The 14,031-nt window shown below is 63.2% G+C and carries 11 protein-coding genes; 8 read left to right on the forward strand and 3 right to left on the reverse strand.

The genetic code is table 11. From position 1 onward, the window contains the following. Window positions 1-461: 461 nt before the first annotated feature. On the forward strand, window positions 462-1,136 hold the full coding sequence (locus BSY16_RS22710; RefSeq protein WP_069062126.1) for a spermidine synthase: 675 nt from the start codon (window positions 462-464) through the stop codon (window positions 1,134-1,136). A 332-nt stretch (window positions 1,137-1,468) separates the two neighbouring features. Here BSY16_RS22710 and BSY16_RS22715 read toward each other — a convergent pair whose 3' ends face one another. The 3 genes from BSY16_RS22715 to BSY16_RS22725 form a co-directional block, all read right to left on the reverse strand. Continuing rightward, window positions 1,469-4,540: an efflux RND transporter permease subunit gene (locus BSY16_RS22715; protein WP_069062127.1), complete on the reverse strand. Its 3,072-nt coding sequence runs from the start codon at window positions 4,538-4,540 to the stop codon at window positions 1,469-1,471. Window positions 4,541-4,552: 12 nt separating this feature from the next. Further along, entirely contained in the window at window positions 4,553-5,668 is a 1,116-nt protein-coding gene (locus tag BSY16_RS22720) for an efflux RND transporter periplasmic adaptor subunit (protein ID WP_069062128.1), read from the reverse strand. Window positions 5,669-5,839: 171 nt separating this feature from the next. Further along, complete coding sequence (locus tag BSY16_RS22725; RefSeq protein ID WP_069062129.1) at window positions 5,840-6,670, reverse strand: hormone-sensitive lipase; 831 nt, start codon at window positions 6,668-6,670, stop codon at window positions 5,840-5,842. Window positions 6,671-6,975: 305 nt separating this feature from the next. Between BSY16_RS22725 and BSY16_RS22730 the strand changes: the two genes are divergently transcribed. The 7 genes from BSY16_RS22730 (at window position 6,976) to BSY16_RS22760 (ending at window position 14,027) form a co-directional block, all read left to right on the forward strand. Then, window positions 6,976-8,595, forward strand: coding sequence for an AMP-binding protein (locus tag BSY16_RS22730; RefSeq protein ID WP_069062130.1), 1,620 nt, complete (start codon window positions 6,976-6,978; stop codon window positions 8,593-8,595). A 1-nt stretch (window position 8,596) separates the two neighbouring features. Continuing rightward, on the forward strand, window positions 8,597-9,433 hold the full coding sequence (kynA, locus tag BSY16_RS22735) for a tryptophan 2,3-dioxygenase (RefSeq protein WP_069062131.1): 837 nt from the start codon (window positions 8,597-8,599) through the stop codon (window positions 9,431-9,433). Window positions 9,434-9,472: 39 nt separating this feature from the next. Then, window positions 9,473-10,609 carry an ABC transporter substrate-binding protein gene (locus BSY16_RS22740; RefSeq protein ID WP_069062132.1) on the forward strand — a complete coding sequence of 379 codons (1,137 nt, stop codon included), beginning with the start codon at window positions 9,473-9,475 and terminating at the stop codon, window positions 10,607-10,609. A gap of 93 nt (window positions 10,610-10,702) precedes the next feature. Next, window positions 10,703-11,623: a branched-chain amino acid ABC transporter permease gene (locus tag BSY16_RS22745; protein ID WP_069062133.1), complete on the forward strand. Its 921-nt coding sequence runs from the start codon at window positions 10,703-10,705 to the stop codon at window positions 11,621-11,623. A gap of 7 nt (window positions 11,624-11,630) precedes the next feature. Next, a complete protein-coding gene (locus BSY16_RS22750; RefSeq protein WP_069062134.1) occupies window positions 11,631-12,602 on the forward strand; it encodes a branched-chain amino acid ABC transporter permease in 972 nt (323 codons plus the stop codon). Beyond that, a complete protein-coding gene (locus tag BSY16_RS22755) occupies window positions 12,595-13,344 on the forward strand; it encodes an ABC transporter ATP-binding protein (protein WP_069062135.1) in 750 nt (249 codons plus the stop codon). The genes BSY16_RS22750 and BSY16_RS22755 overlap by 8 nt, the downstream gene beginning before the upstream one ends. Beyond that, window positions 13,341-14,027, forward strand: coding sequence for an ABC transporter ATP-binding protein (locus tag BSY16_RS22760; protein ID WP_069062136.1), 687 nt, complete (start codon window positions 13,341-13,343; stop codon window positions 14,025-14,027). Before BSY16_RS22755 ends, BSY16_RS22760 begins: the two co-directional genes overlap by 4 nt. Window positions 14,028-14,031: the final 4 nt, after the last annotated feature.

Genomic DNA, 14,031 nt, shown 5'->3' on the forward strand with positions numbered 1-14,031 from the left:
GGAGCCAGGTATCCGGGTGCAGAACCACTCGCTTCGGCGTCCTAGTTGATCTGATCACGGAAGCTCATGTGGTCCTTCTCGCTTGGCCACATGTCATGCGGCTTTCCGTGAGGACGTGGTTGGCTTCTGGAGTCGAATGGCCAGCTCATCCAGGACGCGGGGCGTTTTGTAGTGGGCTCCGGGGCCCTTAAGATCCTTCAGCTTAGGAAGTCCGGGCCGGGCGATGAACGTCATGTTCAACGGCTGGCTGCTCGACCAGGCGTTCCCCTTCGCCATAGCCGCTGTAAATCAATGTTTAGGAGCCGACAAACTCTCCATCTTGCAAAGCTGAGCGAAACAAAAGCCGAAGTCGAGAGCAGGTCCGGGTTGCATTCAATTCTCTTCGGTTCATCGATAAGGTGATGTGTTTGGCACTGCACTCATGTTACGAGGCCCTCTGAACAACACAATGAGATACGCCGATGCTTCCTTGGATTCAGCTGGATCGTGCACCCATTCCCGGTGATGGCGGTGAGCTGCGCCTGAAGCAGCGGGGTAGCGAATTTTCCATCATGCTTGGTGCGACGGAGCTGATGAACAGCAGGCTGAGCGGTTCGGAAGAGGCGCTGGCGACGCTTGGCTGCGAGCGGATTGCCGGTCGGAAAAACGCCAGCGTATTGATCGGTGGCCTCGGCATGGGGTTCACGTTGCGGGCGGCTCTTGATGTCCTGGTAGACGACGCCCATGTCGTTGTCGCGGAGCTCGTTCCGGCGATCGTCGAATGGGCGCGCGGACCCATGGCAGATCTCCACAACGGCACACTCGATGATCCACGCGTCAAGATCCATGTTGGTGATGTCGGCGCGCTGATCCGGTCGACGAAGGCCGCCTTCGATGCCATCCTGCTTGATGTCGACAACGGTCCCGATGGCCTGACGCGCGCCTCCAACGACAGCCTCTATAACCACAATGGCCTTCGTGCCGCCAAGGTTGCTCTACGGGCAGGCGGGGTGCTGGGCGTCTGGTCATCCGCGCCGGATAGTGCTTTTACACGCCGGTTGCGTGACGTTGGCTTCGCTACCGACGAGGTGAACGTGCGCGCCAATGGCAAGCGCGGCGGTGCCCGCCACATCCTGTGGATGGCGACCAAACGCTAGCAGACAGAATCCGTACAGACGTTCCTGGCGTAGGAACTCCCCTATGCCGAGATGGGCTCCGCTGACGATGGTGTCAGCATTTTGCCTCCCCGATCCGCAACATGCCGATGACCTGATGCTCGATTTTCGTCTTGCGCTCGAAAGAGGCCTCGCAATTTCCAAACCGGGAAGTCCTCAGCAATTAGGGAAATCCCCAGAGTGGTCGCAGGTCCAACGTCCATGCGAAAGACTCCGGTTTGGTGCCCGGATGACAGGTCGACCGCGCAGTAGAATCGACTCCGTAGTCTATCGCTCGGATCGAGCCGAAGAGACGGTGCCGCTACGAACGTGCTTCACGCGAGCCGGCGCTTTACCGATCCGATGAGCGACAGCGCGACCGGCACGAACAGCAGGGTAAGCGCGGTCGAGGATACCAGACCGCCGATGACCGCATGGGCCATCGAGGCCCGCTCCTTGCCGCCTTCGCCCAAACCAAGGGCGAGCGGAACCATGCCGACGATCATCGCGAAGGTGGTCATGATGATCGGCCGCAGACGGATCGTGCCGGCATCGATCAGGCTCTGGCGCACCGAAACACCTTCCCGCTGCCGCTGATTGGCATGGTCAACAAGCAGGATGGCATTCTTCGTCACGAGGCCCATCAGCATGATGAAGCCGATCACCGAGAAGATGTTGATGGTCGACCCCGTCAGCAACAGGCCGAGGAGCACGCCGATCAGCGACAGAGGCAGGCTCGTCATGATGGCAAGCGGCTGGACGAAGGACCCGAACTGCGAGGCGAGGATGAGGTAGATGAAGACGACCGCGAGAACCAGAGCCTCCACCGCATAACCAAAGCTCTCCACCATGTCCTCGGTCTGGCCGCCGATGACGATGTAGTATCCTGGCGGCAGCGCGATAGCGTCGGTCGCCGCCGTGATGTCGGTGACGACATCGCCCAGCGCACGCTGGGAGATGTTGGCGGACAGCCGCACCTCGCGATCGCCGTCGCGGCGAAAGACCGTCTGCGCCGCCTGTTCTTCGGTCACCTCGGCAATCTGCGAAAGGGGCACGCTGCCCGCCACCCCGGCCTGCTCGATGGGGATCGGCAGATCCTTCAGATCCTCGATCGACCGGCGCCCCTCCTTAGGCAGGCGGACCACGACGAACCGCGAGCCGTCGCCGCTTTCCGCCCAACTGGCGACGCTTTCACCAGCGACCAGCGGGCGCAGGTTACGCACCAGCATGTCCGACTGGATGCCGAGGTCGGCTGCCGCATCCGGACGGAGGCGAACGGTGAAGGCCGGCCGCGTCTTGTCGGCGGAAGATTCGAGGTCGACGAGACCATTGATGTCGCGCAGCTTGGCGCTTGCTTCGCGAGAAAGGCGGGCAAGCACGGACAGGTCGTCGCCGAGGATCGAAATCTGGATGGCCTTCGCCTCGGCGCCGCCACTTTCTTCGGGTTGCCCGACTTCAACCTTCACGCCGGCGATCACCGCAAGCGCTTCGCGCAGGCGCGGGGCAAGTGTGAGCGACGTCTCCGTCCGTTCGTCGGCGGGAACCATCGAGACGATGAGACGCGCCTTGTTGGTTTCCGCACCGTCCCGGCTGTTGACTGTGGAGTAGACCGTCGACACCTCGGAGAAACCGCGCAGTATGCGCTCCGCCTGCCCGACCTTGATCGCGGTGTAGTCAGCCGACGCCCCCTCCGGTAGGGTCAGCGAGACGCTGACGATGCCCTGGTCCGTCGGCGGCACAAACTCCGCCCCGATCTTCGGGACAAGCAGGAGACTACCGACAAAGGTCGCCACAACAAGCCCGGAAACGGCGAGGCGATGATCGAGGCACCAACCAATCACGCGGCCGTATCCATGAGCGATCCGTTCGAAACCGCGCTCGAAACCTTCGAGCAGGTTGCGAAGGCGGCCCTTTTTTTCCGAAGCCGGCGGATCGGACCAGACGCTCGACAACATCGGATCCAACGTAAAAGAGACGAGAAGGGAAATCAGCACCGCGACCGAGACGGTAACGCCGAACTGGTAGAAGAAGCGGCCGAGCGCGCCCCCCATGAAGCCGACCGGCAGAAAGACGGCGACGATGGAGAGTGTCGTCGCCAACACCGCAAGGCCAATCTCCGAGGTGCCGTCGAGGGCGGCCTGTTTCCTGTCCTTGCCCATCGCCGCATGGCGGCTGATGTTTTCACGCACGACGATGGCGTCGTCGATCAGGATGCCGATCGAGATCGACAGTGCGAGCATCGTCATCAGGTTGAGGCTGAAGCCAAGCAACGCCATGGCTGCGAATGTGCCAACCACCGAGACAGGCAAAGTCAGCGCGGTAATGACCGTCGAGCGCCAGGAATTGAGGAAGAGCAGCACGATCACGATGGTGAGTGCGGCGCCCTCGATGATCGTGCGCTGCACGTCACCGATCTGCGCGGAAATGGTGCGCGCGCTATCCTGCGACACGGCGATGTCGAGACCGCGCAGGCCGGAGTCGCTCTTGAGCTTGGCGACCTCGCGTTGAACGCCTTCCGATACTTCCACCGTATTGGCGCCGTCGATCTTGACGATATCGAGGGCGATCGTGCGCGCGCCGTTGAACCAGGCGCGGCCCTTCGGGTCGGCGCCGGTTTCCGCAATGCTGGCAAGCTCCGAAAGGCGGATGGCGCGGCCGGTCTCGTCGCGTGTCACCACGATGTCACCGAAGGCCTCGACGTTCTGGGGCACTACGCTCAGTGTCACGCTGTGGTCGTTCGTGTTCGAAATGATCGAGCCGATGGCATCGTCGCGCGTCGCCTTGCGAACCGCATCGATCACCCCGGTCACCGGAATCCCGTAGGCAGCAAGCTTGGCGATGTGCGGCTCGATGCGGATCTGCTCGGCGCTGCCGCCGACAAGGCTGATCTGCCCGACCCCCGGCACCCGCCGGAGGCGAGGCACGATGATCCGCTCGGCAATGCCCGTCATGTCGGTGAGGGAGAGCGTCGGGGAGTTGACGGCCAGCGAGAGGATCGGCGCATCCTGCGGATTGAATCGTGTGACGATCGGCTGGTCCGCGCCGTCTGGCAATGCGGATTGCAGGCGGGAGACACGTTCGCGCACGTCGTCGGCGGCAGCGCGTGAGGGGGTTTCAAGCGTGAATTCTATGATGACGAGCGACGTGCCGGGCGACGAGTGGGAGGTCACGCGCTTGACACCGGTGAGTGTGCCGACATTGTCCTCGATCGGCCGCGTCACCTGCTGCTCGATGGTCAGCGCGGAAGCCCCCTCGAAACTGGTGGAAACGACCACCATCGGCAGGTCGACCGCTGGAAGAAGATCGATGGGCAGGCGCAGCCAGGAGACGAGGCCGAGCACCATGATACCGAGCATGACCATGGTCGCGAAGACGGGCTGGCCGATGGAGATGCGGGCAAGAAACATGTCCGGCCTCCGTCAGCGCTGCGCGATCGTCATCGGCGTATCATTCTTGACGTCGGCAAGCGGAACGGTGACCACCATGTCCCCTTCCTTTAGGCCCTCACGAATTTCAACGAGGCCATCGCGGCGCAGGGCCTTGCCCAGCGTGACCTGTTGGCGCTGCGCCTTGCCATCTGCGATCTTGAGTACGAAGGGCAGTTTGTCCGTGTAAAGTATGGCGGCGCTCGGCACCGCGAGCACATCGTCCATCCGGGCAAGCTGCAATTCGCCCTCCGTGAACATGCCGCCGCGAAGGGCAGCACCCGTCTTTTCGAGCCTCAGATAGATCAGCAGCGATCGCGAGCCATCGACGGTTGCCGGGCTGATCCGCGCGAGACGGGCAGAAAGGGTCTGGTCCGGCAGGCCTTCGATGCGAATTTGAGCGGTCTGGCCGGCGTGAAGTCGCGTGCCCTCGGCGGGGGGGAGCTTGGCGACCATATCCATTTCCGCGGTATCGACGATTTCCATGAGCTCGGTATTGGCGGAGATGGCCTGACCGGGATTGATTCGCCGGATGCTGATGACGCCGTCGAACGGTGCGGTCACGACGGCATCGTTGAGGAGGCGCTGTGTCTCCGCGGCCTCTGCCTGCAAGGCGCGCAATTCGGCCTTCTGCACCATCATGTCGGTCTCGACCTCGATCACCCGCGCCTTGGTGATGCCGCCTGTCTGCGCCAGGCCGCGCGCGCGCTCCAGTTCAGTTTCGGCGCGCGTGAGGGCTGCGGCCTTGGCTTCCATGCGTGCGGCCCGGCTTTCAAGGGAAAGCTTTAACGCTTCGTCATCGAACGACGCGACAACATCGCCTTTGCGCACACTGTCGCCCACATCGACATGAACGTCTTTCAGAACACCGGAGAGCTTGGCGGTAAGTGTCACCCGGCGGGCGGGTTGCAGAAAGCCGTTGATCGGCAGGGTCTCGGCGTAAGCCTTGCGTTCAAGCCTGATGACCTCCGAGGCCGCAACCTCGACGACCTTCGCGGCAACAGGTTGCGCGGCATCCTCGGCCAGTCCCTGCCGATCGGCGAATGCCGTGACAAGGCCTGCAACGGCGAGCGAAAAGACGATCAGGGTCGTTTTGACGGAGCGATTCATGCCGCCTGCATGGACTGTAGTTGTGATGGAAAAACGGCAGAGTAGCCGACGTGAGGTTGTTCGCGCACGGCACGGTCGTTCTGCACGGAGTTGACCCGGTCAAAGACGATGTGCGCCGCCCTGAACGGCGCTCGTTGGAGCGGCCTTGTCTTCATTTTCGCAACAATGCGGTCACTCCGACAGTAGGGCCCTCGTCAGTGGATGCGCTGCGTCGGTCAGACCGTCGAGAATGTCGAAGTGGTGCTTGTTCGGCTCGGCGACCGTTGCGGTGGTCGCGCCCAGCCCCGTCCAGATGTTGGCGAGCAAGGTATTCTGGCGCAGGAATTCGGCGCGTTCGCTGGCGCCAACCCAGCAGGTGATGCGGGCATTTTCCATGGGCCGCAGCAGTGCGGGGCTTTCCGCAAGTGCCTCCGTCTCGTCGAGGGCGAGCTTTTCATTCATGGTGGTGGATAGAAGCGGGCGCAGGTCATGCAGGCCGGAGATGGAGACGACGTTGCGGATGCGCTGCTGAACGAGCGGTGCAAGAGGCGACGTCGCCGTGACCATCCGGCTGGCGAGATGACCGCCGGCGGAATGCCCGGTCAGCATCAGAGGGCCCTCGACGCGCCTTGCGGCGTCCCCGATGGCGGCTGCGACTTCCGTCACGATGTGCCCGATGCGAACTTCCGGGCACAGCGTATAGGATGGCATGGCGACGGCGTAGCCGCTCGCGACAGCGCCGGCGGCGAGATGCGACCAGACGCTCTTGTCGGTTTGCAGCCAGAAGCCGCCATGCACGAAGACGACCAGACCCTTGGCCGGGCCTTCCGGGAGAAAGAGGTCCAGGCGGTTGCGCGGCCGCTCGCCATAGGCAAGGTCGAGTTTTGCGCGCCCGGCGGAAAGCAACGTGTCCCGGAAGGCTGCGGCGGGCTTGGTCCAGGCCTCCGGCCACCGATCGCTGCGCGCGATGTTCACACCATTGGCATAGGCGTCGTCCCAATCCGAAATGCGGTATTCCAGCATCGCTGCACTCCTCCCGTTGATGCGGCCAGCGGCATAGCAATCGCCCGGACCGTCGGCAAAGGCAATGCCATCGGGCGAGAAACTTTATGCTTGAAATAATTTTTGACAGATGCGATGCTGCTCCATGTTCAGCGCAGAAGTGGAGGTCTTCGCTGTGCCCATCACCAACGATGCATTTCCTGCGCGACGGCGCGATCCGGCGGAGCCATGCCCGGTCGAGTGTCGCTGCGCGGCCAAAAACCATCTCGTCGGCTTTGACCGTGCCCGGGAGCAGGGCGAGACAGCAACAGGGGAGTAGCCGCCACATGCTTGGACCGACCGCACATGTCGACACATTCACCCGCGACAACCTGCCGCCGCCGGGGGAGTGGCCGGATTTCCTGCTCGACGGCTTCGACTATCCGGATCATCTCAACGCCGCCGTGGAGCTGACCGATGCGATGGTCGCCAAAGGCGTCGGTGACCGCACGGCGCTGATCGGCAACGGGCGGCGGCGCACCTACAAGGAACTCTCCGACTGGACCAACCGGCTGGCCCATGCGCTCGTCGAAAACTACGGTGTGAAGCCCGGCAACCGCGTTCTCATCCGCTCGGCCAACAATCCGGCCATGGTCGCGTGCTGGCTTGCCGCCACCAAGGCAGGCGCCGTCGTCGTCAATACGATGCCGATGCTGCGCGCCGGTGAACTCACCAAGATCGTCGACAAGGCCGAAATCAGCCTGGCGCTCTGCGACACGCGCCTGATGGACGAGATGATCGCCTGCGCCAAGGACAGCGGCTATCTCAAACAGGTCATCGGCTTCGACGGAACCGCAAACCATGACGCCGAACTCGACCGCGTCGCGCTCGACAAACCGGTCACTTTTAACGCCGTGCGGACGGGACGCGACGACGTGGCGCTGCTCGGCTTCACATCCGGCACCACGGGCGTGCCGAAGGTGACTATGCACTTTCATCGCGACCTCATGGTAATCGCCGACGGCTACGCCAAGGAAGTTCTCGCGGTGACGCCCGAGGATATCTTCGTCGGCTCGCCGCCGCTCGCCTTCACCTTCGGCCTCGGCGGCCTTGCGATCTTCCCGCTGCGTTTCGGCGCGGCCGCGACGCTGCTCGAACAGGCGACGCCTGCGCTGATGGTGGAGATCATCGAGACCTACAAGGCGACGATCTCGTTTACCGCCCCCACCGCCTATCGCGCCATGCTGAAGGCGATGGATGCCGGCGCGGACCTTTCGTCGCTGCGCGTTGCCATCTCCGCCGGCGAGACGCTGCCCGGGCCTGTCTTCGAAGAATGGACGCAAAAGACCGGCAAGCCGATCCTCGACGGCATCGGCGCCACCGAAATGCTGCACATCTTCATTTCCAACCGTTTCGAAGACCGCAAGGCGGCCTCCACCGGCAAACCCGTGGGCGGTTACGAGGCGCGGATCGTCGACGAGGAGATGCAGGAACTGCCGCGTGGTACGGTCGGCAAGCTTGCTGTGCGCGGCCCGACCGGCTGCCGCTACATGGCCGATGCCCGCCAGCGCGACTATGTGCGCGACGGCTGGAACCTCACGGGCGACGCCTTTCTGCAGGACGAGGACGGGTTTTTCCACTTCGCCGCCCGCTCCGACGACATGATCATCAGCGCCGGCTACAACATCGCCGGCCCTGAAGTAGAGGCGGCGCTGATCGCCCATGCGGACGTGGCGGAATGCGCCGTGATCGGCGCGACCGATGGTGAACGCGGCCAGATCGTCGAGGCCCATGTCGTGCTGGTGGCCGGCGTTTCGGCCGACGAGGTGACGATCAAGCGCCTGCAGGATCATGTGAAGGCGATGATCGCCCCCTATAAATACCCACGCTCGGTGAAGTTCCTGGATGCCTTGCCGAAGACGCCGACCGGCAAGATCCAGCGTTTTCGCCTGCGCACGGAGCATTGAGATGAGCAAGCCGTATGACCCTTCCACGGAAGGCGCGCAGATGTCGTTCAAGGAACGCATGTCCTACAGCGACTATCTCAAGCTGGAGAAGGTGCTGACGGCGCAGGCGCCGCTATCGGACGCGCATGACGAAATGCTGTTCATCATCCAGCACCAGACCTCCGAACTGTGGATGAAGCTTGCCCTGCATGAGATCAGCTCGGCGATCCGGTCGCTGCGGGCGGACCGGCTGGAGCCCGCCTTCAAGATGCTGTCGCGTGTCGCCCGCATCTTCGAGCAGCTGAACAGCGCCTGGGACGTGCTGCGCACGATGACGCCGAGCGAATATACCGAGTTCCGGGATTCGCTCGGGCAATCCTCGGGGTTCCAGTCCTGGCAATACCGGGCAATCGAGTTCCTGGCCGGCAACCGCAATCCCGCCATGCTGCGCCCGCATGCGCATCGCCCTGATATCGTGGAAAAGCTGGAGGCGATCCTTGCCGCCCCCTCGCTCTACGACGAGGCGATCCGGCTTCTCGGCCGCAACGGCTTCGATATCGGTGACGAGGCGGCGCGCAGCGACTGGCGCGAGACACGCGTCGAGAACGACAAGGTCTTTGCGGCCTGGCAGACGGTTTACCGCGATCCACAACGCTACTGGATGCTCTACGAACTTGCGGAAAAGCTGGTTGATTTCGAGGATTATTTCCGGCGCTGGCGTTTCAACCACGTCACCACCGTCGAACGCATCATCGGCTTCAAGCGCGGTACGGGCGGAACATCCGGCGCCTCCTATCTCAAGAAAATGCTGGAAGTGGAACTCTTCCCCGAGCTATGGCATGTTCGTACAGACCTTTGATAGAACACAATAAAAACCGAACTCTATGAGGAGAACAGCATGAACCGCATTCTGGCAGCAAGCCTCTTCGGCCTTTCGCTCGCGACATCCAGCCTCGCCTATGCCGAGCCGGTGAAGATCGGCGTCATCACCACGCTTTCGGGCGGCGGTGCTGGCCTTGGCATCGACATGCGTGACGCCTTCACGCTCGCCATCAAGCAATCGGGCAACAAGGACGTGGAACTCGTGATCGAGGATGACGCCCAGAAGCCGGAACTCGCTGTGCAGATCGCGGAAAAGATGATCCAGGGCGACAAGGTCGACCTGATGACCGGCATCATCTGGTCGAACCTCGCCATGGCCGTCGTGCCGAACACGGTGGCGCAGGACGTCATCTACCTTTCGCCGAACGCGGGCCCCTCGGCGCTGGCCGGGGCGAACTGCAATGCGAACTACTTCAACGTCGCCTATCAGAACGACAATTTCCACGAAGGCATGGGCGAATATGCCAACAAGGACTACAAGAACTCCTTCATCCTCGCGCCCAACTATCCGGCGGGCAAGGATGCGCTGACCGGCTTCAAGCGCTTCTACAAAGGCAGCCTTGCCGGCGAGGTCTATACCCAGGTCGGCCAGACGGACTATGCGGCCGAGATTGCGCAGATCCGCGCGTCCGGTGCCGATTCCGTCTACTTCTTCCTGCCCGGCGGCATGGGCATCGCCTTCATGAAGCAATATGCCCAGTCGGGCGTCGGCATTCCGGTCATGGGGCCGGGCTTTTCCTTTGACCAGGACGTGTTGCCGGCCGTCGGTGATGCAGCGCTCGGCGTGAAGAATTCCGCCAGCTGGTCGCCGGACCTCGACAACGAGACCAGCAAGGCGTTCGTCGAAAGTTTCAAGGCCGAATACAACCGCCTGCCTTCGGTCTATGCGGCGCAGAGCTGGGATACGGCGAACCTGATCCTCTCGGCGCTTTCCAAGGCGAGCGTCAAGGACAAGGACGCCTTCCGCGCAGCGCTGAAGGCAGCCGACTTCAAGTCCGTGCGCGGCACGTTCACCTTCAACAAGAACCAGCACCCGATCCAGAACATCTATGTGCGCGAGGTGGTGAAGGATGGCGACGTGCTGACCAACAAGATCGTCGCGACCGCCTTCGAAAATCACAAGGACGCCTACGCCGACCAGTGCGGCCTGTAACGCCCTTTGACGTCTGATTGCCCGGGCGCCCGGCTTTAGCCGGTGCCCGGACGATGCCCCACGCGATCCTGACCCGAAGCTTGGACCGACGCCGTGTTCACCGCACTCCTTATCGAACAACTGCTCAACGGGCTTCAGCTCGGCGTGATGCTGTTTCTGATGGCCGCCGGCCTGACGCTGATCTTCGGCGTCATGGGCCTGATCAACCTGGCGCACGGCTCGCTCTACATGATCGGTGCCTTCGCCTGCGCGACGGTCGCGGCCGCCACCGGCTCCTTCTGGCTGGGCCTCATCGCCAGCCTTGTCGCCGCCGCCGGTGTCGGCGCCCTGATCGAGGTCGCCGTGATCCGCAGGCTCTATGATCGCGACCATCTCGACCAGGTGCTCGCCACCTTCGCGCTGATCCTCATTCTATCCGAAGGCGCGCGCTGGCTTTTTGGCTCGTTCCCGCTCTATCTCGATATTCCCAAGCAACTTCAGGGCGCGGTGCCGCTTCCCGGCGGCGGCCAGTACCAGCTCTATCGGCTTGCTATCATCGCCGTCGGCATTGCGGTGGCTGTGGGCCTCTACCTGCTGATCTCCAAGACACGCCTTGGCATGCGGATCCGCGCCGGTGAATCCGACCGCGAGATGATCGCGGCGCTCGGCGTCGATATCAGCACGCTCTATACGGTGGTCTTTGCGCTCGGTGCCGCACTGGCCGGCCTTGCCGGTGCACTCGTCGGGGCACTCCAGTCGGTTCAGGTCGGCATGGGCGAGCCGGTGCTCATCCTGGCCTTCGTCGTCATCGTCATCGGCGGCATCGGCTCTATCAAGGGCGCGCTGGTCGGCGCGGTCATCGTCGGCGTCGTCGATACGATGGGCCGCTTCCTGCTGCCGTCGCTGCTTGCGCTGACCATGCCGGCCGCACAGGCCACCACGATCGGCGCAGCAGTGGCCTCGATGCTGATCTATGTCGTCATGGCTCTCATCCTCGCGTTCAGGCCGAGCGGCCTGTTCGCGGCCCAGTCGTGAGGCCCCGATGACCCGCGAGACCACCGTCAACCTCTTCATTGCCTTCCTTCTTCTCGGCCTGCCGCTTATCGCGGCCAGCATGGGCGAACCCTTCTATGTGACGCTTGCCACCCGCGTCGTCGTGCTGGCGCTCGCCGCTGTCGGGCTCAACCTGGCGCTTGGGGTCGGCGGGCTGCTGTCCTTCGGACACGCCGCCTTCTTCGGCCTTGGCGGTTATGTCGCCGGCATCCTGGCAACCCACGCGTTCAACGCCGAACCACTCTTTGCCGGCATTCCCGGTACGACCTCCATGCCGCTGATCTGGCTGGTGGCCGTTCTAGTTGCCGGGCTCGTCGCCCTGCCGATCGGCGTGATCAGCCTGCGCACGACCGGTGTCTATTTCATCATGATCACCCTCGCCTTCGCGCAGATGATCTACTATTTCGCCATCTCCTGGCCGGCCTATGGCGGCGAGGATGGCCTGTCGATCTATGTGCGCAACGCCTTCCCCGGCATCAACACCGCGCAGCCGCTACCCTATTTCCTGATCTGCTTTGCGGTGCTCATGGCGACGCTCCTGCTGTTTCGCCTCGTCGAAGGCTCGCGCTTCGGCAGCGCCCTGCAAGCGGCCCGGCAGAACGGCGTGCGCCTTGCCGCGGTCGGCATTCAGCCCTTCCAGATTCGGCTCGTCGCCTTCACGCTCTCGGCGATGATCACTGGCCTTGCCGGTGCGCTCTATGCCGATCTCAACCGCTTTGTCGGCCCGTCGATGCTCTCCTGGCACATGTCGGGTGAACTCATGGTGCTCATCATTCTTGGCGGCAAGGGACGGCTGTTCGGACCCGTCGCCGGCGCGATGATCTTCGTCTGCCTAGAATATGTGCTCGGCGGCATCACCGAGCGCTGGCAGTTCTTCCTTGGCCTCATCCTGCTCGGCATCGTGCTTTTTGCGCGCGGTGGTTTTTTGGGCCTCGTCTCGGGAAAGCCGCGCCATGTCTGAGCCCATTCTCGAAATCCGCGACCTGCGCAAATCCTTCAACGCGCTGAAGGCCACCGATGGCGTCAGCCTCGACCTTTACCCCGGCCAGATCCACGCGCTGATCGGCCCGAACGGTGCGGGCAAGAGCACGCTCATCCACCAGATCGCCGGCTCCCTGAAAGCCGACAGCGGCACGATCCGCTTTCTCGGCCAAGACATCGGCGGGCTCGACATGGCGGCGCGGGCAAGGCTCGGCCTTGCCCGCAGCTTCCAGATCTCCTCGCTCGCGCAGGAGTTCTCCGCGCTTCGTAACGTCATGCTGGCGGTGCAGGCGAAGGAGGGCAGCAGCTTCCGGTTCTTCCGCCAGGTGGCGCGCGACCGGAGCCTGATCGACCCCGCAATGGCCATGCTGGAGCGTGTCGGCCTTGCCGCCCGCGCCCATGTGCCGGCGGCGGAACTTTCCCACGGCGAGCGCCGGCAGCTCGAAATCGCCATCGCGCTCGCCCTTTCGCCAAGAGCCTTCCTCTTCGACGAACCCATGGCCGGCATGGGGCCGGAAGGCTCCAAGCAGCTGACGACGTTCCTCGACGGCCTGCGCCACGAAGCGCCGATGCTGCTGGTGGAGCACGACATGGATGCGGTTTTCGCGCTGGCAGACCGGATTTCGGTGCTGGTCTACGGTCGCATCATCGCGACGGGCACGGTCGATGAAATCCGCCGGGACCCTGAAGTGCGCCGCGCCTATCTGGGAGAAGCTGCGTGACCCTCCTCGACCTCAAAGGCCTCGAAACCTTCTATGGCGCCTCTCAGGCACTCTTTGGCGTCGATCTCGATATCAGGGAAGGCGAAGTCGTCGCGCTTATGGGGCGCAACGGCATGGGCAAGACGACGACGATCAACTCGATCATCGGCCTCGTGCGTCCGCGCGCTGGCGCGATCAGCTTTGGTGGCAAAGCCATCTTCGGCATGCGGCCGCACCGTATCGCCAGGCTCGGCCTCGGCCTTGTGCCGGAAGGACGACGCTGCTTTCCCAATCTGACGGTGATGGAAAATCTCGTCGCCACGGCCCGTGGCAACGAGTGGACTTTTGCGAAGGTTGTCGATCTCTTCCCGCGCCTTGGCGAGCGGCGCGACCAACATGCCCGCACGCTTTCCGGCGGTGAGCAGCAGATGCTTGCCGTCGGCCGTGCCCTGATGACCAATCCGCGCCTCCTCATCCTCGACGAGGCGACCGAGGGCCTTGCTCCCGTCATCCGGCAGGACATCTGGTCGGCGATCCGCAAGCTGAAGGCGGCTGGCCAATCAATCCTCGTCGTCGACAAGACCCTTTCGGAGCTGCTCCCGGTGGCGGATCGGTGCTTCGTGCTGGAAAAGGGTGCAACTGTCTTCGAGGGCGCGCCGACGGCGCTGACGCCGGAGCTTCAGGACCGCTATCTCGGCGTGTGACGCT

The organism is Sinorhizobium sp. RAC02, from assembly GCF_001713395.1.
In the GTDB taxonomy this organism is placed as follows: domain Bacteria; phylum Pseudomonadota; class Alphaproteobacteria; order Rhizobiales; family Rhizobiaceae; genus Shinella.

Excerpts from the sequence above, each read along its gene's own strand:
- BSY16_RS22755 (WP_069062135.1), top strand. The coding sequence starts at position 12,595 with ATGTCTGAGCCCATTCTCGAAATCCGCGACCTGCGCAAATCCTTCAAC.
- BSY16_RS22740 (WP_069062132.1), top strand. The coding sequence starts at position 9,473 with ATGAACCGCATTCTGGCAGCAAGCCTCTTCGGCCTTTCGCTCGCGACA.
- BSY16_RS22750 (WP_069062134.1), top strand. The coding sequence starts at position 11,631 with ATGACCCGCGAGACCACCGTCAACCTCTTCATTGCCTTCCTTCTTCTC.
- BSY16_RS22725 (WP_069062129.1), bottom strand. The coding sequence starts at position 6,670 with ATGCTGGAATACCGCATTTCGGATTGGGACGACGCCTATGCCAATGGT.
- kynA (WP_069062131.1), top strand. The coding sequence starts at position 8,597 with ATGAGCAAGCCGTATGACCCTTCCACGGAAGGCGCGCAGATGTCGTTC.
- BSY16_RS22720 (WP_069062128.1), bottom strand. The coding sequence starts at position 5,668 with ATGAATCGCTCCGTCAAAACGACCCTGATCGTCTTTTCGCTCGCCGTT.
- BSY16_RS22715 (WP_069062127.1), bottom strand. The coding sequence starts at position 4,540 with ATGTTTCTTGCCCGCATCTCCATCGGCCAGCCCGTCTTCGCGACCATG.
- BSY16_RS22730 (WP_069062130.1), top strand. The coding sequence starts at position 6,976 with ATGCTTGGACCGACCGCACATGTCGACACATTCACCCGCGACAACCTG.
- BSY16_RS22710 (WP_069062126.1), top strand. The coding sequence starts at position 462 with ATGCTTCCTTGGATTCAGCTGGATCGTGCACCCATTCCCGGTGATGGC.